Source organism: Halorientalis marina (assembly GCF_023028345.1).
Lineage (GTDB): Archaea > Halobacteriota > Halobacteria > Halobacteriales > Haloarculaceae > Halorientalis > Halorientalis marina.
The window spans coordinates 538,578-558,567 of the sequence record NZ_CP095490.1 but is presented as its reverse complement, the minus strand read 5'-3'; the positions used below and the strand labels follow the sequence as shown (position 1 = coordinate 558,567).

Annotated in this window: 20 protein-coding genes and 1 pseudogene; 4 read left to right on the top strand and 17 right to left on the bottom strand. The window is 58.3% G+C overall.

Going from position 1 to position 19,990, the window contains the following annotated elements:
* Window positions 1–54 precede the first annotated feature (54 nt).
* The 6 genes and pseudogenes from MUG96_RS24070 to MUG96_RS24045 form a co-directional block, all read right to left on the bottom strand.
* Complete coding sequence (locus MUG96_RS24070; RefSeq protein WP_246989692.1) at window positions 55–939, bottom strand: FAD binding domain-containing protein; 885 nt, start codon at window positions 937–939, stop codon at window positions 55–57.
* A complete protein-coding gene (locus MUG96_RS24065) occupies window positions 939–3,317 on the bottom strand; it encodes a xanthine dehydrogenase family protein molybdopterin-binding subunit (RefSeq protein ID WP_246989691.1) in 2,379 nt (792 codons plus the stop codon). The genes MUG96_RS24070 and MUG96_RS24065 overlap by 1 nt, the downstream gene beginning before the upstream one ends.
* Before the next feature lies 1 nt (window position 3,318).
* Window positions 3,319–3,813, bottom strand: coding sequence for a (2Fe-2S)-binding protein (locus MUG96_RS24060; protein WP_246989690.1), 495 nt, complete (start codon window positions 3,811–3,813; stop codon window positions 3,319–3,321).
* A 53-nt stretch (window positions 3,814–3,866) separates the two neighbouring features.
* Entirely contained in the window at window positions 3,867–4,466 is a 600-nt protein-coding gene (locus tag MUG96_RS24055; protein ID WP_246989689.1) for an SRPBCC family protein, read from the bottom strand.
* A gap of 178 nt (window positions 4,467–4,644) precedes the next feature.
* Window positions 4,645–5,595 (bottom strand): annotated as a pseudogene (locus tag MUG96_RS24050) (transposase).
* 271 nt (window positions 5,596–5,866) lie between these two features.
* Window positions 5,867–6,868: a YeiH family protein gene (locus MUG96_RS24045; protein ID WP_246989688.1), complete on the bottom strand. Its 1,002-nt coding sequence runs from the start codon at window positions 6,866–6,868 to the stop codon at window positions 5,867–5,869.
* Between the two features lie 909 nt (window positions 6,869–7,777).
* Between MUG96_RS24045 and MUG96_RS24040 the strand changes: the two genes are divergently transcribed.
* The 3 genes from MUG96_RS24040 to rdfA all read left to right on the top strand — a co-directional run bounded on the left by MUG96_RS24040 (window position 7,778) and on the right by rdfA (window position 10,539).
* A complete protein-coding gene (locus tag MUG96_RS24040; protein WP_246989687.1) occupies window positions 7,778–8,038 on the top strand; it encodes a hypothetical protein in 261 nt (86 codons plus the stop codon).
* Window positions 8,039–8,210: 172 nt separating this feature from the next.
* Window positions 8,211–8,972: an IclR family transcriptional regulator gene (locus MUG96_RS24035; protein WP_246989686.1), complete on the top strand. Its 762-nt coding sequence runs from the start codon at window positions 8,211–8,213 to the stop codon at window positions 8,970–8,972.
* 922 nt (window positions 8,973–9,894) lie between these two features.
* Window positions 9,895–10,539, top strand: coding sequence for a rod-determining factor RdfA (gene rdfA / locus MUG96_RS24030; protein WP_246989685.1), 645 nt, complete (start codon window positions 9,895–9,897; stop codon window positions 10,537–10,539).
* A 27-nt stretch (window positions 10,540–10,566) separates the two neighbouring features.
* On the opposite strand, the gene MUG96_RS24025 is transcribed toward rdfA, so the two are convergent.
* Both MUG96_RS24025 and MUG96_RS24020 read right to left on the bottom strand, forming a co-directional pair.
* The gene (locus MUG96_RS24025; protein ID WP_246989684.1) at window positions 10,567–12,513 is read right to left on the bottom strand and encodes an archaea-specific SMC-related protein; all 1,947 of its coding nucleotides are present in this window, start codon (window positions 12,511–12,513) and stop codon (window positions 10,567–10,569) included.
* 184 nt (window positions 12,514–12,697) lie between these two features.
* Window positions 12,698–13,698, bottom strand: a protein-coding gene (locus MUG96_RS24020) for an IS630 family transposase (protein ID WP_246989683.1) whose coding sequence is annotated in 2 segments (ribosomal slippage) — window positions 12,698–13,209 and window positions 13,209–13,698 — 1,002 coding nt in all. Because the reading frame shifts where the segments join, the coding sequence is not laid out codon by codon here.
* Window positions 13,699–13,763: 65 nt separating this feature from the next.
* On the opposite strand from MUG96_RS24020, the gene MUG96_RS24015 reads away from it, so the two are divergent.
* The gene (locus MUG96_RS24015) at window positions 13,764–14,255 is read left to right on the top strand and encodes a hypothetical protein (RefSeq protein WP_246989682.1); all 492 of its coding nucleotides are present in this window, start codon (window positions 13,764–13,766) and stop codon (window positions 14,253–14,255) included.
* Window positions 14,256–14,283: 28 nt separating this feature from the next.
* Here MUG96_RS24015 and MUG96_RS24010 read toward each other — a convergent pair whose 3' ends face one another.
* The 9 genes from MUG96_RS24010 to MUG96_RS23970 form a co-directional block, all read right to left on the bottom strand.
* Window positions 14,284–15,513 carry an RNA-guided endonuclease InsQ/TnpB family protein gene (locus tag MUG96_RS24010; protein WP_246989681.1) on the bottom strand — a complete coding sequence of 410 codons (1,230 nt, stop codon included), beginning with the start codon at window positions 15,511–15,513 and terminating at the stop codon, window positions 14,284–14,286.
* Window positions 15,514–15,516: 3 nt separating this feature from the next.
* On the bottom strand, window positions 15,517–15,666 hold the full coding sequence (locus MUG96_RS24005) for a DUF2080 family transposase-associated protein (RefSeq protein ID WP_246989871.1): 150 nt from the start codon (window positions 15,664–15,666) through the stop codon (window positions 15,517–15,519).
* 163 nt (window positions 15,667–15,829) lie between these two features.
* Window positions 15,830–15,973 (bottom strand): hypothetical protein, encoded by a 144-nt coding sequence (locus tag MUG96_RS24000; protein WP_246989680.1) that lies wholly within the window; start codon window positions 15,971–15,973, stop codon window positions 15,830–15,832.
* A 65-nt stretch (window positions 15,974–16,038) separates the two neighbouring features.
* Window positions 16,039–16,878: a DUF6884 domain-containing protein gene (locus MUG96_RS23995; RefSeq protein ID WP_246989679.1), complete on the bottom strand. Its 840-nt coding sequence runs from the start codon at window positions 16,876–16,878 to the stop codon at window positions 16,039–16,041.
* Complete coding sequence (locus MUG96_RS23990; protein ID WP_246989678.1) at window positions 16,868–17,122, bottom strand: hypothetical protein; 255 nt, start codon at window positions 17,120–17,122, stop codon at window positions 16,868–16,870. The genes MUG96_RS23995 and MUG96_RS23990 overlap by 11 nt, the downstream gene beginning before the upstream one ends.
* Before the next feature lie 53 nt (window positions 17,123–17,175).
* Window positions 17,176–17,868 carry a hypothetical protein gene (locus tag MUG96_RS23985; protein WP_246989677.1) on the bottom strand — a complete coding sequence of 231 codons (693 nt, stop codon included), beginning with the start codon at window positions 17,866–17,868 and terminating at the stop codon, window positions 17,176–17,178.
* Window positions 17,865–18,026: a hypothetical protein gene (locus MUG96_RS23980; protein WP_246989676.1), complete on the bottom strand. Its 162-nt coding sequence runs from the start codon at window positions 18,024–18,026 to the stop codon at window positions 17,865–17,867. The genes MUG96_RS23985 and MUG96_RS23980 overlap by 4 nt, the downstream gene beginning before the upstream one ends.
* Before the next feature lie 35 nt (window positions 18,027–18,061).
* Entirely contained in the window at window positions 18,062–18,994 is a 933-nt protein-coding gene (locus tag MUG96_RS23975; protein WP_246989675.1) for a DUF6610 family protein, read from the bottom strand.
* 147 nt (window positions 18,995–19,141) lie between these two features.
* Window positions 19,142–19,900, bottom strand: coding sequence for a GIY-YIG domain-containing protein (locus MUG96_RS23970; RefSeq protein WP_246989674.1), 759 nt, complete (start codon window positions 19,898–19,900; stop codon window positions 19,142–19,144).
* Window positions 19,901–19,990: the final 90 nt, after the last annotated feature.

The window sequence follows — 19,990 nt, the reverse complement described above, 5'->3', positions numbered from 1 at the left end:
GTCGAGCGGCCGACGGCCGCGGGCGGTCGTCCCCGCCGGATCGGGCGTGCCGGGTCACGCCGGGACGGTCGCCCCGGCGCGCTCCGCGGCCCGTGCCAGCGCCCGCTCGGTGTAGACTTCGAGCAGGTGGGCGCGGTACTCCGCCGACGCCTGGATGTCGTCCATCATCATCGACTCGTCGAGGTCCGCCGTCGCGTGTTCGGCCGCCGCCGCGATGGCGTCCTCGTCCAGCGTCTCGCCTTCGAGGGCATCTTCGACTGGGTCGAGGCGGACGCCGTGGTCCATCGCGCCGTTGGCGCCGACGCGGGCGTCCGCGACCGTGCCGCCGTCGAGCTGGAGGCGAGCCGCGACGCCCACCAGTGCGTAGCCCGAGGACGGGCTCGGCTTCTTGACGTAGGCGCCGCCGGCGTCGCCGTCGACGCGTGGCACCTCGACCCGCGTGAGGAGTTCGTCCTCCGCGAGGTCAGTCATGTACATCGCGACGAAGAAGTCGTCGGCGTCGATGCGACGCTCCCCGTCGCGACCCTCGGCGACGAGCGTCAGGTCGCTCGCGATGGCCGCGCCCGGCAGGTCCGAGGCCGGGTCGGAGTGAGCGAGGTTCCCGCCGATGGTCCCGCGGTTGCGGACCTGCGTGTCGCCGATCTCGCTCGCGGCTTCGGCCAGTGCCGTCGCGCCGTCCCACAGCTCATCGGTGTCGTCGATCTCGGCGTAGGTCGTCAGCGCGCCGATGCTGGTCGTGTCGCCGTCGTGTTCGATGCCCTGCATCGACTCGATGTGGCCGATGTCGACCACGGTGTCCGGGTCCGCCAGCCCGCTTTTCATCGTCGGGAGCAGGCTGTGTCCGCCCGCCAGCAGTTCGGCGTCGGGGTGTTCGTCGAGCAGGTCGAGCGCGTGCTCGACGCTCTCGGCACGCAGGTAGTCGAACTCGCCGGGGTACATCAGTCACCACCCCCGTTCTCGTGGATGGCCCGCCAGACTTTCTCGTCTTTCAGCGGCATGTCGATGTGGTCCACGTCGAACGGCTCCAGGGCGTCACAGACCGCGTTGACCACGGCCTGTGGCGCGGCGATGGTCCCGGCCTCGCCGACGCCCTTGACCCCGAGTGGGTTGTGCGGCGACGGCGTCACCGTCGAGTCGGTGTCCATCTCCGGGATGTGTTCGGCTTTCGGCACCGCGTAGTCCTGCATCGACCCCGTGAGTAGCTGGCCGTTGTCGTCGAACTCGGCGGCCTCGTAGAGGGCCTGGCCGATCCCCTGGGCGACGCCGCCGTGAATCTGGCCCTCGACGATCTTCGGGTTGATCTGGTTGCCCACGTCGTCGACCGCGACGTACTGCTCGAACTCGATCTCGCCGGTGTCGGGGTCGACCTCGACGACGGCCGCGTGCATCCCGAACGGGAACACGAAGTTGTCGGGGTCGTAGAAGCTCGTGGCTTCCAGTCCCGGCTCCACCTCGTCGGGCATGTCGTGGGCGAGGTAGGCCGCCTCCGCGACCTCCTTGATGTGCATCGAGCGGTCGGGCGCGCCGGCCACCCGGAACTCGCCGTTCTCGAACTCGATGTCGTCCTCGCTCGCTTCGAGCTGGTGGGCCGCGATGGATTTCGCCTTCTCGACGACCTTCTGGGAGCTCTTGACGAGCGAACTCCCGCCGACCGCCGCCGACCGGGAGCCGTAGGTGCCCATCCCCTGTGGAATCTCGTCGGTGTCGCCCTCGACCACGTCCACGTCCTCGTAGTCGATGCCGAGTTCGTTGGCGACGATCTGGGCGTAGGTGGTGTCGTGTCCCTGCCCGTGGCCCGACGTGCCACAGTAGGCCGTGACGGTCCCCGAGGGCTGGAAGCGAACCAGCGAGGACTCCCACAGCCCGGCTTGGGCGCCGAGTTGTCCCGCCAACTCGGAGGGCGCGAGGCCACAGGCCTCGATGTACGCCGAGAAGCCGACGCCGAGGTACTTGCCCTCCTCGCGGGCCTGCTCCTGGCGCGCGCGGAAGTCCTCGTAGTCGAGCATCTCAAGGGCGCGGTCCAGCGTCTTCTCGTACTCGCCGGAGTCGTAGACGACCGCGACCTGCGTCTCGTAGGGGAAGGCGTCGTCGGGGACGAAGTTCTGCCGCCGGAACTCGGCGGGGTCCATGTCCATCTCCTTCGCGCCGAGGTGGATCAGCCGCTCGACGAGGTAGGAGGCCTCGGGGCGGCCGGCGCCGCGGTAGGCGTCCACGGGCGGGACGTTCGTGAACGCCCCCGTCACTTCCGCGTGGATGGCCGGGATGTCGTACTGGCCCGACAGGAGCGTCCCGTAGAGGTAGGTCGGGACCGACGGCGCGAACGTCGAGAGGTACGCCCCGAGGTTGGCCTCGGTGTCGACCCGCAGGCCGACGATGTTGCCGTCGTCGTCCATGGCGATCTCGCCGTGGGTCTCGTGGCCGCGGCCGGGCGCGTCCGTGAGGTAGGTCTCGGTACGGGTGGCCACCCATTTGACCGGGCGTTCGACCTGTTTGGCGGCCCAGGCGGCCAGCGCCTCGTCGGCGTAGTGGTGGATCTTGCTCCCGAAGCCGCCGCCCACGTCGGGCGCGCGGACGCTGAGTTTGTGTTCGGGGTGGTCGATGACGCCCGACATGAGCAGGCGGTGGAGGTGGGGGTTCTGGGAGGTCATTGCCACCTCCAGTTCCTCCGTGGAGGGGTTGTAGTCCGCGACCGCGCCGCGGGGCTCCATCGCGTTGGGGATCAGTAACTGGTTCTCCAGGTCGACGCTCGCCGTGTGGTCGGCGTCCGCGAAGGCCGCCTCGGTCTTCTCCTCGTCGCCGATCTCCCACTCGAAGGCGGTGTTGTCCGGCGCGTCCTCGTGGAGGTCGGGCGCGCCGTTCAGCGCCTCACTCGGACTGGTCACGGCTTCGAGACGCTCGTAGTCCACGTCGATCGCGTCGACGGCGTCGTGGGCGGCGTACCGCTCCTCGGCGAGGACGACCGCGATGGCGTCGCCCTGGTACCGGACCCGGTCCTCGGCGAGGATCGGGTGTGGGGGTTGCTTGAGCGACTCCAGCAGCCAACCCGTCGGGAGGCTGCCGGGCACGTCGATGTCCTCGGCGGTGAAGACCGCGACCACGTCGTCCATCTCCTCGACGGCGCTCGTGTCGACGCCCTCGATCTTCGCGTGGGCGTGCTGGCTCCGCTTGACCGCCATGTGGGTCATCTGCGGGAGCTGGATGTCGTCGGTGTACTCGGCGTCGCCGGTCAGCAACGCGGGGTCCTCGCGGCGTTCGATGGCCGAGCCGAGGATGTCCGCCGCGTCCACGTCGTCGGGGTCGACGGATTCGATGCTCATGTCAGTCGTCCCCCCGTGCGGCGGTCCCGCCCATCTTCTCGGCGGCGTTCTCGACCGCCTTGACGATGTTCTGGTAGCCGGTACAGCGACAGAGGTTCCCCTCCAGGGCCTCGCGTATCTCCTCGTCGTCGGGGTCGGGGTTCTCTTCGAGCAGTTGCGTGGCGGTCATCATCATGCCCGGCGTGCAGTAGCCACACTGCAGGCCGTGTTCCTCCTGGAACCCCTCCTGGATGGGGTGGAACTCGCCGTCGTCGGAGAGTCCCTCGACCGTCGTGACCTCGGCGCCGTCGGCCTGTGCCGCCAGGACCGTGCAGGACTTGACGGCGTCCCCGTCGAGGTGGACCGTGCAGGCCCCGCACATGGTGCTTTCACAGCCGACGTTGAGGCCCGTATAGCCGAGCTGGTCCCGCAACGCGTGGACCAGCAGGGCCCGTGATTCGACCGTCAGTTCGTGTTCCGTCCCGTTTACCGTGAGTGTGATGTCGTGTTCTGCCATATTCATTCGGTGTTTGTCATTATCTTGTACAGTTCGTGACTGCAGCTGGTGTGTTACAGCAGGTTTCGAACGCGGTCTCGCAATCCGCTGGATTCTTCGTCTGCGACGTCGGTCAGCCGGTCCTCGACGCTGCCGAAGAACCGGCTGACGACGCGGTTGGCGACCGGACTGATGACGCGCTGTCCCATCTGCGCGACCTTGCCGAACACGTCGGCCTCGGCCTGCCACTCGATATCGACGCCCTCGTCGGTCTCGACGAGGGTCATCCCCGAGGACATCTCGAACGAGGAGTCGCTCGCGCTCCCCTCGCCCGCGGCGTTCATCTCCGGGAACTCCCGCTCATCGATGGTGACGACCGTCCGGAAACTCGGCTTCACGCTCCCGACGCTGATCTGCATCAGCGCCGCGTAGTGGCCGCCCTCGACGAACGCTCGCTCCGAGATGTCCTCCGGTTCGGCCTCCGGCAGGGTCACCGGGTCCTCCTCCGGTTCGGCTTCCTGGAGCGCGTCGAAGTCTACGTCGTCGGGGTCGTCGATCCGGGTCAGGAACTGACAACCCGGCAACGACTGCTTGATGAGGATCGGGTCCGACAGCGCAAGCCAGACCTCCTCTGACGATACGTCCTCGATTGTGAATGTGTCCTCAAATTCCATCGGTTGTTCTGATAGATTTACCGTTCTGCAGCCTTGTTTGATAATTGTTATCTTGCTGCGCCATCTGACATAGTCGGACTCAAGATATAAAAATTCCCATGAACCATACGTTCTCTTACTCTACCAGAAACACACAGAAAGTTTTGTACCATCCGTCGAGGGTGTCATAGAAGAGTTCTCACACCGCGATCACGGTACTTCCCGGATTGTCTCCACGTTCGTAGTTGGTGATTGCGACGACGAGCCGACGGCACAGCGCAAGGAACACTTGTGCTCGTGCGTGGATGCGGCCTCGGGCGAACGCACGCCCGAGGCCGCAGTCTTTCACTGATTCATTGGTTCGTTCGACGCCAGTACGGCGGTTGTACGTCTCATCCAACGTGGATTGCTTCAGCTGAACGTCCTCGCTGTGTTTCTCGATGCGATCTTCGATCCTGTACTCGATATCCAGCGGATCGTCGGTGTTTCGCGCGTTGTAGGGAGCGACTGGCACGACCCCTGCGGCCAACAGGTGGTCGTGCCAGTCGAGCGTGTCGTAGGCGCTGTCACCGACCATCCAGATCGGCTGGGCGACGGCGAGCGCGTCACGCGTGACGCGCATCGCCGTCTCCTCTGGCGCTTGCTAACTCTCTGTGAACTCTGCTGCTATCGGGATCTTTGATCCGGTCGAGACGATCGTACAGCCGTATTCGTGGTAGTACTCGTCGGCGGTTGGATCGTAGCACTTCGAGGCGTCTTGGTCGGCGGGCATCGCTCTCACGTCGGTTGAATCGATGCAGTAGGTCAAGTCGAGCAGGCCGCAGCGGGCGGCCTGCTCGACGAGCCGGGTGAAAACATCGTCAACGACGTGTTCGAGGTCGGTGAGAAAGCGATCGACCGCGTCTCTGGACGGCGGTGAATCAAAGCCAGAGCCCAGCCAGACGACCGTGTTCCGGAGCTCTCGTTCAACGGGACGGATGCCGTAGATGTCGTGGCAGTAGCAGTGGAGGAACCTACGCATCAGCTCTGGTGGTTCATGCTCTCGTGTTCGCCCCGTCTCCGCCGGGGCGGACACGTCGAACTCTCCGAGAAACTCGAGGGAGAGATGTTCAAACAACGCTAGCATCTCGGTCTCCGCGACATTGAACAACGTCTCTACCGAAGGATCATCTTACAGGGTCGCTGAACTCATACCACCTCAGCGTTCACCCTGCTTCTTGGTGTGGTAACCGTTCTATGACACCCTCTGCCATCCGTTACCAAATGAATCTACACTGAATAGCGTATAGTAAAGTAGCACCAAAGCGATCAGAATGATACTGTGCGCCTATTGAATCCATGGAGGGCGTAGCAATCACTTCTTCATAAGTTATTAGAGATCGCCACATCATCGCGATATATTTCAACCCTAGGTTTGCAACCTAAAATAATACTCTGAGGATCAACAGTAAGACTACACTCGTAGATATTAGAGTGGTAAGAACAACAAAGATTGGTTTTAAACCTGTAGAACGAATCTCGCTGAACTGAATCTCAAAGCCTAGTCCAGCAAACGCAAATAAGAATAGCCAATTAGAAGCATTTTCGAGGGTAGTGACCTGTTGTTGATTCAGAATTCCGATATTGGCTACAAACATTACAAATAAAAATCCCAATACAAACTTTGGGAAAGATTGCCAGAGATATTGCCACTGGTTCGTTGAGGATTCCATCGCGTTTTCGCCCCGACGTGTGTAGAAAAGGGAGTAGGCAATGGCAACAACACCGATTAAGGCGTTCCGGGTGAGCTTTACAATTACAGCCCATTCGCCAGCACGTTCAGAAAATGTAAAACCAGCCGCGGTCACTGGACCAGTGCTGAACATCGTGAGACCAGCCCATACCCCGAACACGGTATCAGATAGTCCCATTACTTGGCCGAGAATTGGATATGAAATTATAGTTATAGTATCGAATAACAAAATGGTTGCTGCCGCGTAGGCAATCTCGCGCTCGTTGGCTTTAATTCCACCAGCTACTGCTACAATTGCAGACACGCCACAGATACTCGATCCAGCAGCGAGTAGTGAGGGGACTTTCGTCTGAATATCGAATAGACCAATGGAGAGCGTTTCAACGAGGAGGATTATTACAATAACCGTAGTGACTACAAGGGCCAGTATCGTCGGTCCGGCAGCTATTACTTGGTCAAGTGCAACACTTGCTCCCATTACTACGATTCCTGCCTCAAGCCATAATTTATGTGTTGCAATACCAGACTCAGCCCATTCAGGAATCTCATACAAGTTACCAATAAAAAGCCCAATTAAAATAGCTAGTATAAGATGGTTCATCAGAGGGACAGTTACGGAGATTAACCGGGCGAATATCCCGATCAGGATAAGAATTGTTAGACCAGGAAGAATCAATCTAAGTCGCCTCATAGATAACTCACCACGGTATGGAAACGCCAATTATTACGAGTAGGAGTAGTGAGATTCCAAAGAGAACAGCTTTCCAGTCCCGACTAATGTTCTCCCAAGCTTGTAGCAATCTATATCGCGAAATCCATGGCCCATATTGTGTATCACCTTGATCGTCATTGACCTCCTGAGTCTTACAGTCCCGACTGTCCATTGTACTGCTAACTTGTGCGATATCGGTTATATGATTTTGGTTATCTCCCCCAAAATTGACGGGTTCTTCGATGGAGAGACGCCACCGCGGGGCCGATTCCGTGGCGACTGACCACAGTAACCTCCAACAGCAGTTTTTACCCCGTACTGATCACCGTATACACCCACCTTTCTTGCAATCAATTTCGATCTGGCTTTCGTCATTCGAAATCCGCGACAGCGGCGCTGTCGACAAGTTGCCCTGTGTGTCTCAGCAAGCGTTTCTTTCCATTTTCAGACCACCTAATCGCAGTAATTGACACTCGGCCAGCTCAGGACGGATTTGACTTCTTGTAATGACAACCTCTCGGATGGATCTAGAGCGGCAAAGGTTTGTAGCTATGATCCGGTGAGTCGACGGTATTCCGTCTAGAAGTTGAGCCAGAACGGCCGTTCGGTATTTGAACAGGCTAAAACCAGGCTTCGATGAAGAAGCGACTTCCGGAGAGTTCACGCTCACTGTTGTAGGGTACCACCTCTATGACCAGTTGTGCCAGTGGGCCGCAGTCGCCCGCTGGTGCAGGCCGATTGCGGCGACATTGAGTTCTTCTTTGTGAGAAGAACTGCGTCAGCTGGATCAGCCGGCAAAACATCGACGTAAAGCATCTTGAGTGTAGTACAATCGATTGCCACCCAGATGTACAGCATCTAACCGTCATCGTCGTTTTCGTCTCGTCGGTGGCCATTCCTGACGATACTATCCTGGTGGCCAGAAGTAACGGATATTCACTCAGAGAAGCCGCGTTTAGAAGAGTTGAGGCGGTATTCTACCAAGACGCTGTGTGGAGACTTCTGGCTGTTAGTATAGCAGTCGGACTCGAACAGGTTCTTACACCGATGGAACCACTGGCAAATCCCTCAGATAATAGTCCACGAATGACTCGTTTTCCAGAACCAAAAGCTGGCATAGTATGGAAACGACACCAACCCACTGTTTGACAGTGTCTGCATACAAAAATTTGCTGCTGGCGGGTTTCCTCCTCTATACAGCTGAGCATTGTTAAGTGACTAACGTACCTTTGGTCGACCGCCACCTTTAGCCTAAAGTTGACACTCACCATTCTCTAATGGTGAACATTTATGACCCACGAAAACAGTGATACATCTAAGCATGATAGAAGATAACACAAAAACAGGCGTCGGTTCAGATAGAACACTGTTTTCTATTATCGAATATCTCCAAAATGAAGGAGAAGCTGGTGTTACCGAGATCGCGAACGGGTTAGAACTGTCAAAAGGTGCGGTTCACAAGCATTTATCCACGATGGAGGATTATGGTTATGTGAACAATAATTCCGGAAAATACCGGTTAGACTTTGGCCTTCTTACGCACGGTGGATATGTTCGGGATAATTGTACACTTTGCCGACTTGCCCAACCGGAATTAGGAGATCTCGTCGAAGAAGTGGACGAGCTTGTGTCATTCGCAATAAAGCACCGGAAAGATGGAATCTATACCCATATTAGGAATGATAATTATGAAATGAGGAATTTCGTTCCTCTCGGGAGTCGTGTTCCCCTTCATCAAACTGCAGCTGGAAAGGCAATACTTGCAATGCTTCCAACAGGAGAGGTGCAAACACTCTTCGAATCCGAGTTACCTACAAAAACAGAAAAGACGATCGGGAGCATCGACGTATTACAGGAGGAACTAGAACAAGTGCGAAATCAAGGATTCGCTATCAGCAATGAGGAGTCTCTCCGAGGAGTAATGTCTATCGCATCAGGCGTCGAGGGAAAATCAACACTTGGCGCAATCAGCGTCTCTGTACCAGCAAAAGGGCGGAAGCCAGAATACTTACAGAAGAGGTTTGGAGAGAAGATAATTGATGCATCTACCAGTATAGAACTAAACATAAAGTATCGAGATTAATTCTACGAGAAATGGATTCAACATTCACTAACAGAAAACACCAGCTCCTATTTTAGTAGGGGATAGCAAGTAATCAGGTGTACAAGATGGAGCCTTTCTTATCAGGTTCAATCACATGCAGAATCTCGGTGTCATGGCGTTCGCTTGGGACAGCAACCGATCTGGTGAGAGTGGGAGTAGCTACATCAGTCGCTATGACAGCGCGACCGAACCATTCTAGGTGCTTGCGTCGGAACCCATGTTGGTGGTAGAACTGGGTGAATGAAGCAACTCAAAGAAGAGATGAACAACCGCGCGATAGACGCGGTCGTTCGTCAACCTAGAGAAGGTCGAGCCAGCCAGATATGCTAACTTGTCGTTGATAATGGTTTTCTCAGCGAGTTCGGCAAGCGAATCGGATGGGATGACTGCTTCAAAATGGCGACTTTGAGGTCATTCTCAAAATCATGTTTCGTGGAGTATGTCTCGATTTCGAAGTCGTCAGCAATGGACTTGCTGTTAACTGCGTCGAACAGCGAGTGAAACTCAATCCAAACGGTTGATGGGCAAACTCTATTCATCTGTATTCCCATCACTCAGATCTGAGGAACTCACGCCGAATTTAAATACTTAAAACAGGACAAACCGAACAGTGGTTTCAGCCACTCAAAGTGCGGACCGACCGCTTTCATACGAGTAGGGTGGACAATCGTCAGGCCAATAGAAATGGTGCAGGCATTCCGTTGATATTACAACCGTCAGCGGCCCCATCAGGCGCTATATAGTCAAATTTCTGCGGAGGTTATCTAGACGGTGCCAACGAACCGGATTGGTAACCACCAGATCAAGATAATGGGCATAGTTATGTTATTCTACTCGATGTGAGACTGGGATAGAACAACCCCCTACTTAATACGTCTCTAGATTCAAGTATTTGGCAACGATGTCTTCGGATACTGACGATGAGAGCGCGGACGAGAGGATCGATAGCAAAGTCGCACGATTGATCGAAGTGTATGGACTCGGAGACCAGTTCGGTGAGCGGCTCGAGGAACGTTGGACAGCAGACGGGGACCAGCGCGAAAGTCTGCGCGCACTCGCCGATCGGTTCAACGAACGATTGCTCGAGTCAGCGATGGCCGATGCGGGAATGTCGACGGTTGAGGGAGAAGTGAGCAACCTATATCGATTGCTGACCGGTGACGAAGTCAGCAGTGGGAATCGGACGGAAGCCCGCCGCCGTCTCGAGCAGGACGGTGTCGACATCAAGCGACTGGAGCGGGATTTCGTCACGTATCAGGCGATTCGTACCTATCTCAAGGAATATCGAGGTGCGGAATACGAACGCGAGAGTAGCGCGAAACGCGTCGGAAACGTGATCGAGACGCTGCAGCGACTCCAGTCGCGGACACGATCAGTCGCCGAGAAAAGTCTCGAACAACTCACGAACACGGATCAGCTCGCACTCGGCGAGTTCCGCATCTTCGTTGACGTTACTGTCCTCTGTGAAGACTGTAACACACAGTACGATATCGTCGAGTTGCTCCGAGAGGGGCGCTGCGAATGTCAGTCAAGCGAGCCCCAGTAGAAGAGGCAACTGCTGAGTGATCGGTAGTCAGATGTCGGTAACGCGTGTGTATTCCTCGGAGAGAGCCTGTGCGTCCTCAGGGAGGAGGGCAACGACGAGATACGACGCATACTCCGAAAAGTACGAGACGAGATCCGCGATCCGTTCGGAGTCGATCGCTTCGAGCGAGTCAAGCATCATGAAGGGAACGGTTTCGTGGATGTCGTGGACGAGATACCCGGCCAGCGCGAACGTCAGTCCCGTCACCTCGCGCTCGCTCTCGGAGAGGTGATCGATCGTGTCCTCGTAGGTCGCCCCCGAGTCAGTCGTTCGAACGACGTGCAATTCGAAGACCGTCTTCTCCACGTTACGGCGCCCTTCGCGGACGGTTTTCTGCACTCGCTCAATCCAGATACGCGCGAGGTTCTCGTAGTTTAGCATGTCGAGGATGTCGTCCATACGGTCGTTGAACTCCTCGACAGCCTGACGCTCGATCTGGTCGATACGCGTTCGCTGTTCCTCCAGCTCCGACTTGAGGGCCTCTCGACGGTCACGTAGCTCGGACTCGTCAGTCAGTTCGTCTTCGATCTCGGCGATCCGGTCGGTTACGTCGTCGAGGTCCGACTCGAGCTGGCCGAGTTCGAACTCCACCTGATTCGCCTCCTTGTGGAGTTCGAGAATGTCGGCGAAGTTCTCGGATTCGAGCTCCTCGACTTCCGCCTCGACCGTCTCGATCTCGTCGCTGAGTTCGTTACGCCGATCTCGGAGGTCCGTCAGTCGGGATTCTCGCTCCTCGATTTCGGACTCGATGTCGTCTAATTTACGCTGCACTTCGTCGGCGCGCCGCTGCTGTTTCTCGCGTTCGCGTTTGTCCGACCGCAGTTCGTCGAGATCGTCTTCGATCTCCCGGATGTCAGCCATGTACCCCTGTCGAACGTCACGGAGTTCGTCGAGTGTCGTCTGAATCCGGTCCTCGGGAACCTCGCTGCCACAGGTCCAGCAGACGATTTCCTCTTCCTCGAGTAACTGATCGGTGACAGCGCCGTCCGACTCGTCCGACTTCAGGGTCTCCCCAACCGCAGACTGCTCGCCGTCGAGCATCTCTTCGTTGAACTGAATGACGTCCTGAAGGTTTCGAACAGTGCCCTCCAACTGCTGTTTCTCCTCGCGGAGTCGGGAGATCTCGTCTTCGATATGCCCGGCGTCGCCCATCGGGGTGTCGGGCAGTTCCTCCTTTTGCTCCTGTAATTCCGCTCGTTCGCTCCGGAGGGATGCGATGCTTTCTTCTTCGAGATCGATGTCCGAGCGGACGCTCTCGAGATCTGCTCGCAGGTCGCGGAGGTCCTCGAGACGGGAGTCAAGTTCCCGCTTCTCTTCTCTGGTCTCGTCCACGTCCGCGTCCATGGAGTCGATTTCGGATTCGATCTCCTCGAGGTCCTCGCGCTTGGCCTCAATATCCGACTGTAGCTGCTGTTTCTGTTCTTCGAGGCCCGGGAGTTCTCCCTTCAGTGAATCCAGCTCGTTCAATTTCGTTTCGACTTCGTCGCGTTCGCGTTCGAGACGGTCGATTTCGGCCTGTATCTCGTCGGTATCGACCGGCCGCATAAGGAGTTCACGGAGGTCGTCGCCACGGATCACGGCCCGGCGAGCTTCGTTCGATTCGAGTAGGAAGGCGAAGAGATCAGCGACGGTCGAGTCGTCGAGAAATGGATTGCCGTCGAGCTGAAGGGCATCGTTCCCCCGCTGTAGCGTCCGATTATACGTTTCCCCGTCGAGTGTGAGTTCGACCTCGCCCTCGTCCGCGTCCCCTTTGAGTGACACGTCGTTGCTTCCGACGGCAGTCATGATGGCCCGGAGAAACGACGTTCTATTCGTTGCGTTTCGGCCAGTTAGGACCGTTACACCGGGCGGTATCTCGACTTCCGTTTCTGAGATTCCCCCGATGTTTTCAACCATTACTGTTGCCGCTAGTTTCGTCGCATCGGCCTGTGACATTATACAACTAAAATCGGTCGATACATAAATAAGTAATCGTCGTTCGCCACAGATAACAGGCTCGTACCGTCGCTCTGGAGGGCAATAGACCCCCGTCCGTCGTCGAAAAAAGTCGTCGGCGGAGGGTGATTTCAGTGAAAGTTAGAATAAATAACTCATTTCGAGGCACTGTCTATAGTAGTGATTAGAAATAGTTGCTCACCTCTGGAAGAGAAAGTTGGTCAAGAGCTGTATCGATCGCTGTCGTTAGTTCGTCGAGTGAATCGAAAAACCGGTTGCTGAGAGCGTTCTGGAGTTGTCGCCAGCACTCTTCGACCGGATTAAGTTCCGTCGAATACGAGGGTAGCGTCACGAAGGCGAGGTCGTCACGGGCCGCCAGGTCCGTGACGGCCGACGCCTGGAAATACGGTGCGCCATCCAGAACGACGAGTAAGTCATCTTCGAACTCTTCACATAACGCTAAAATGAAATGCTTTGCGTGCTCGGCGGTAACATACTCCCTGAACCGGGAGAAAAAGCGATCACCGCTCTCGGTGATCGCACCCAGTAGACACGCCCAATCGCGTTGTCCTGACAGCTCAACGGCCGGCCGCGTGCCGCGCGGAAACCACGCGGCACGCGGCTCGACCTGGACGGATTTCGTGGTTTGATCGATACAGACTACGGTGACGTCCATCTCCCGCCGCTTTTTTTGAACTCGTCGCGGAACTCTTCCTGCTCGGTTTCGTCAGCCTCGGCGGCTGTTCGGCGGGGTTTTTGATAGCTCAATCCCGCTTCTTTCAGCAACCGCCGGCAACTCGGGATTGAATATTCGACATCGTACGCGTCCTCGAGATACTGCTGGACCAGCGCCGGCGTCCACGCCGGCGCGTCGATCCCGACTTTTTCAGGTGGTTCGTGGACAGTCTCTTCGAACTCTTCTTGCTCTGTTTCTGAAAGCTTTCGCTTCCTTCCGGTTCGCTTATCATCAGAAACGGCCTGCTCAAGCGACTCGTCGGTGTCGAGTCGCTTGAGCCAACTGTAGATGGTTCGCCGCTGGACGTCGTACCACTGAGCTAACTCGGTTTGCGTGACACCGTTCTTGTACGCTATCGCTGCCAGAAGCCGTTGTGTCGGCTTGTTTCCGTCCACGCTGTCGAGAGCATCTTGCAGCTCTTCGACAGAGATAGCGTCGAGGTGCTCCACTAATAGCTGTAACAGTTTCCGGGCAAAAAGTTCTAACGATTACTATTGAAATCGTCGTTTTCTAGATGGGCAACGACGATGCCGGTCCCGGCACCCTCGATGAACAGAGCTTGTTGCCCCCGAAAGTGGATCGTGTACCGCGCTGGCTCGTAGTCTCCCGCCGGAGTTATCGCTCCGAGGGCTCGTCGGAGGCGTCGATAACTAAAGAGTGGACTCCCGTCGCCCCAGGTGAGAGGGCCGTCGACGAGTGGGCACCAGTCTTTGAACTGGAACCGTTCGGGTGGGTGGAACCTTTCCCGGGCTGTGGCGACGAGATAGCTGGATCCGTCAACGACTTTCCCGAGGGCTTTGGGGCGGTTCGGGATGACTTCCACGTACCCGTCGTGTATTTTTGTTCGCTCGTCTCTCCACGTGACTGCTCGTGGAACATCAAGCGGTGGTGCATTGGGTGCTTCGACCCGTTTGAGGTGAGTGCGCCCTTCTTCGACCGAATCGAACTCTTTGCCACAGGAGCACCGAACGTCGTCATTGCCGTCCTCTGCAGGATATCTGTCTGAATCGTGACTCCGCGTGAACTACCCTACCCTACTCGTTCACGGCTGACGCCGTTCGCTCGTTGAGGGTAGGGCTTCCTGCTTCCACGACGCGCTTTGCAGCTACGAGTGTATCTACAGGGAGCGCAGTCTCCACAGGCGTTGATTCGGAGTGTCCCACTCCTATGTCTTCGAGGCCGCGAGAAAGAATGTTCCATGCCGCGTTCGCGTCCCTGTCCGCCTCAAACCCGCAGGCTGGACAGGAGTGTTCGCGCACCCACAGCGGCTTCTCCGTTGAGACACTACAGGACGCGCACTCCTTGGTCGTCCCTCTTGGATTCACCGAGACAAAGTGCGTTCCCTCCCGGTCACACTTGTATTCGAGCATCCGCAAGAACGTCCCCCACGCCGCCCCCGCTCGGTTCCGCGAGTTTCCCGGCAGTTCGACCAAGCCCTTTGCGTCCAAGTCCTCGACCGCTACGAGGTCGTACTCGCGGGCGTAGTGGTTCGACAACTTGTGGAGGAAATCGCGGCGCTTGTGCTTCAGGTCGGCGTGTCGTTCGGCCACAACTCGGCGCTGTTTCTCCCAATTCGCAGAGCCGTGTTCCTTCCGTGAAAGGTCGCGCTGTGCGCGTTCGAGTCGTTCGCGTTCCTCGGAGAAGTCGGGACTCTCGATGGCGTACCCATCGGTGTCGTGGGCGTACGTGAGAATCCCCATGTCGATACCAACGACATTCTCGGGGTTCTCAGGTTTCTCGGGCGTGGCTTCGTCCACGTCGATGCCGAACGTGGCATACCACTCGCCCGTGGGTTCTCGTTTGACCGTGACCTGTTTGATGGTCGCGTTCTCCGGGATGTCTCGGTGAAGGTGAATCGGAATTTCACCGATTTTGCTCAACCACAAGACAGGCCGACCACTCGTATTCTTGAGTTTGAAGCCGGACTGATTGTAGGTGAGCGACCGATACTCCCGAGGTGGTTTCCACTTGAGCATCCCAACGTCGCGTCCGTTCTCCTTCTGTGCTTTGAGCGTGGAGAGGTTGTCGTAGACGCGCTTAACGACCATCTGGAGGACTTTCGAGTGAACGTCTCCGAGGTCGTCCCACCACGTTTTGAGGTCGGGAAGCAGCCCCTGCACCTCGTAGCGGGCGGGAATGTCGTCTGCCTCGTTCAGCAGGTAGAGAACGTGGTTGTACAGTTGTCTACAAGTATCGACATGGTGCAGAAGCGTCTCGGTGAGGGCTTCTGGCGGATTGAGTCGATAATTGTAGTTGTACTGCATATCTTATTCGTCTGAGTTGGGTTCGGAGACGCGGACGACTTTCACGTCGGCTCCGCGCCAGCGTTTGGGAACGATGACGTGGGCGCTGTTCCCTGACGGTTTTGCCGTCCCGCCGAGGACTTCCTCACCTTCGATTTCAAACCTATCCATCAACGGTGTATAGACCATGGATAGACATAACGGTAGCGGTGGGGCCTGTGAACCGAGCGGTAAACATGTTTGAGAACGGTGTGGCGCTGTATCCCCTCCATACTGCGCTACTCGGTCGCTTCACTCCCTGCGTTGCTCCTTGAGGAAGGGGATTTAGCGCCTCAATTCAGCTAATTCCGTCTTCGGTGACGTAGAGCGAGTCGACGTATCGCCAATTGTAGGCAATCGTAACGTCGTGGTCGGATTCGGGATTCCCGAAATCAAAGCCACGGTTCTGTTCGCTGTCAGTGGTTGGCTCTGTTGTTTCCATCCTTCCAGCCAATACGGGGTAGACAAACTCGTTATCGACACGCAACAATACCTGTTCTGGGTCTGCTATTCGGGCTTTTCGACTGTTTCAGCGTCTCCGATTTTCAACTGCTGTTGCTCGGTCGCGATGTATCGATCGGGAACATCCTCGAAGGCGTCGAGGCCGGCCTGCTCGGTCGCTTCGATGTCGACGCTGGTTCGATCAAGTTGCCAGCGGGGTTGCTCACGCTCGTAGCCGGCGTCGAACGTGGAGAGTTCGCGGGTCTGGGCTGGTGCGGCGGCGGCTTCCAGTTCTTCGGCACGATTGCTCAACCACTCCATCTGCTCGAACATCCCGTCGAAATCCTGCTCCTGGAAGGGGAAGCGAATCGTCGCCTTCGGCGGGAGTGCAGTGTGTGTCTTCCGTCCGGTTTCCAACGCTGTTGGTCGCCCCTCGAAGATTCCGCGTTCGCGAAGCGCGTCGACGTAGTCACTCCCAGCCAGGACAATCAACTCCCGACAGGGCGACGCCTCCTGATCAGCGCGGAACGGCCGGCGAAGCCAGTCGGCTATCGCCGAATGAACACGGCGGGCCCACCGATCCAGTTCCGTCGTGACGGGATCGCCAGATGGCAGCTCGAATTGCGGCTCACCGTCGACGGAAACGTCGCGGAGGTCGTCGATGGTGGTGTCGTACGGTGCCGTCTCCATCCGGGCAGGCAAAATCTCGTGTTCCGCGGAGAGGACGGCCCAGGCGTTCGCCCGCCTGTCTGCTGTTCTGGCCCACTGGACGGCTGCTTCGGCGTAGCGGCGCTTGACTGCAAAGTATGACGATGTATACAGCTCTCGCGCCTCGACGGGCTCATCGGCTTTCGCTTCGCCACAGCCGATCAGGACGAACCGGCCGCGTGTCCGCTCAGGCTTCATCGGTGGCTTCCCACCGTTCGGCGGGATCGAGCTTCCGAACCTCGGCAACACGACGGTTCCGCTCAGGCGCGAGGAACTCTGCGGTACAGCCGAGACAAGCCCGGACCTGCTGGACGCCGGCGTTGAAGACGAGTGCCTCGAACTCGTACTGGGCCGGTTTCGTACAGTCTCGATAGAACTCACACTCGACCGGATTGATCTCGATCTGTTCGTTGGTTACCTCTCCAGAGTCGTGGGTGGCCATGGAAGATTTCCTCCACCCATCCCTGGGAGAACAAACAGGCGGCGGGAGAATCGTCAGACCCAATCGAGTGTGATGGTGAACGGTCCGTCCCACTCTCTGGCCTGCTCGGGTGCGTTGTCGTGTGCCCAGAGCTGTTTGGCTTTGCACGAGCCGTCGTCGTACAGATCCCCGTTATTGTCGGTCGCATCCGCTGCCGGGACGACGAAATGCTCGCGCTTCTGTGTTCGGACAAGACGACCGTCGTGCCACCGTTGCGGGACGAAGGTCACGCGAACCTGGGCAGAACGGTCGCCGCTTGGGAGATCTGGACCCAGATGCAGGAGGTCCAACCGCCCTGCGATGTCGGTATGCTGGCCGAGCCACTGGCGGGCCTCGGCGACGGCCTCGTCGATGTGTTCCTGATCGAGCGAGTCGCTGCGGGCCCACTGATCACCTTCCTCGATCACGGTCGCACACGACCGCGCGATGACCTCGCCGACCCGGGAGTCCTTAGCGTAGGCGGCCACGCCTTGCTCGGCGGTTTCCAGCTCGCGATACAGCATTGACTCCGTGCCCGTCTCCTGTTCGCGCTCGTGAACGGCACACCGCAGGTGTGCGGCAGCGTCGAGCAGGTGACCCAACTGGGGGTCGTCCCGCACGTCGCTGCGAATCTGTTTGCGGAGGGGGGTCGAATCGAACGCACGGGCAGCGCGGCGGGCGAGATCTGCCTGTTTCTCCTCCCCAAAGGTCGTCTCGGCGCCGGTCATCGCCGGCCCCCTTCCTCCTTTCGTCGGCTCTCGGGCCACTGCTGTCCGGCGAATATCGTTCCGGACTGTTGGGCGTTGCGATGTTCTTCCTCGATGTCACGATCTGTTTGGTCCGCCGGTTCTGCCGGTGCGTCGCCGCGTCGCTCGCCGGTACTCATGATGAAAAGCCTCCACCCGGCAGGGGGAGACAAACCTACTCTGCGGGCGTTAGCCCCTCACAGTACTCGATTCGGGCCCGCTCGTGATCGTCGCGATAGGCCAGCGTCGGGCCGTCCTCGTACTCGACGACGATCGCGTCCTCGAGGGCACGCCCGTCGGCGTGGGAGCCGTCGACGGCCCAGACCGGGTCCATCGGCTCAGTCTTCAACGGACTAATTCCGGTAGTCTGGTCTGGCCACACGCCCGCCGAGCGCCAGTAGCGGCGGATCTGTTCGAGACTCCGCTTAACCGTCTCGCGGATGGAGAGGTGGTCTGCCGTCCGGTAGCCGTCAGGGTGGAAGAACTCACCTTTTTGCGCTGCGAGGTGAATCCCGTTCCAGTCGACGCCGACGATATCCGCCGGTTCCTCGCCGGTCACTCGCGGTTGTGTGAGTTCCTGAATCGTCTGGTACTGTTTCGGGGGGCTTGCACCCAGTAGGTGGACACGCCGACCGCGCCAGTCGACGATATTCGTGTACTCGTCAGCAGTCTTGTCAGAGTAGCCCATTGGGTAGCCGAGGATGAGGTCCTCGTCGATCGCATCGATTGCCTCGCGGCACTTCGGGACAATGATGATCTCGACATCGGGAAAGGAGGCTTTCAGCTCTCGGGCTGTCCGGCTGTATTCGCGCCCCTCGTCACGACTGTATGCGTCCCCGAGCATCGCGACGTTAGGCTCTAGCTGCTGGAACCGCTGCAAGTACCGGTTAATGTCGGGGTCCCGGAAGTCGTTGTCGAGGATCTGAACTGGGACGTCGACGTTCCGGGGCGTTTGCTGGTACGTATAATCCTCGCGGATTCCGACTGAGAAACCGAGGGCGAAAGCATCGATGACGAAGGGGCTCCGGTGGAGGAATCCAATCCAGTCGGCGCGCTGTGCGCTGTCGATGGTCGATGCTGACCAGGAGGCTCGTGCTTCGGAGGACATCTGGATCACGGCCGCACGGAGTGTGCGCCCAGCTGGCCAGGGGCAGAACAAACGGCGGGCAGGCGACGAGAACTGTCGCACCTGAAGCTTAACCAACACTCTAGAGTAATACACCGATTGATGGGCCTTCTACCATCTGAGTGTTGGTTAATGAAGCCCAGTCTGGTGGTCCAGCGGCGCCGTCGACGAGATGTAATCGTCAAGCAGAGCGATCGCCGTCGGGTCGAAGAGGTCTGAGACGTGCCGGACGTTCCACAGGCCCGACTGGAACACTTCGGACTTCGCTGAATGGTACCCGAGCCAGTCAAGGTCTGAGGGGCCGGCACTCCGCCGGTAGTGGCTGACGAGCGCGATCAAGTTCTGCTCGATCACCGCTCGGTCTGCATCGGGACCCGGTTCGCCGGGCACGTCAACCCACAGAAAGGGAAGGTCGCGGATATACTCCGACACCTGCTGCTCGAGGTCGTGTTCCTGTTCGCGAACGGCGGTCGTCTCGGCATCGGGATTTTGATCGCCCCAGTGGGGATACTGGTCGTGCCAGTCGTGCTTCTCAATCAGCGCACGACCGACGTGGAGTCGGAAGATCGAGCCACGGTGGTTGCCGCCGCCGGCGTACTTGCCCCGGACGTTGCCTCGGTGCTGGCGCAGGCGGTTCCAGAGGGTGTTGCTGGACCCCTCGCTGACGCCGACGGTGCCGATCCGGGAGAGTCGCCACTCTGTGATAGGCATCGATCTGAGGTCGCTGCTGGGCGAGAAAAAGAAATACACACCGCGGTCGGGCCACGCCAGCGATCCGTCGACGTCGTCGAGGTAGTACGGCCCGTGGATCTGCTCGCGAAGGTCGGCGAGTGTTTGGTACAGTTGTTCCAGCGGGTCGGACGGGACAGTGGTCGCGGACGAGAGCATTCCTTCACCGAGCGAGGGAGGAAAAACTTGAAATGTGATTGGGGGACCACCGGGCTGTATGGCGACTTGCCCGGTGTGCGAGCACGCTCA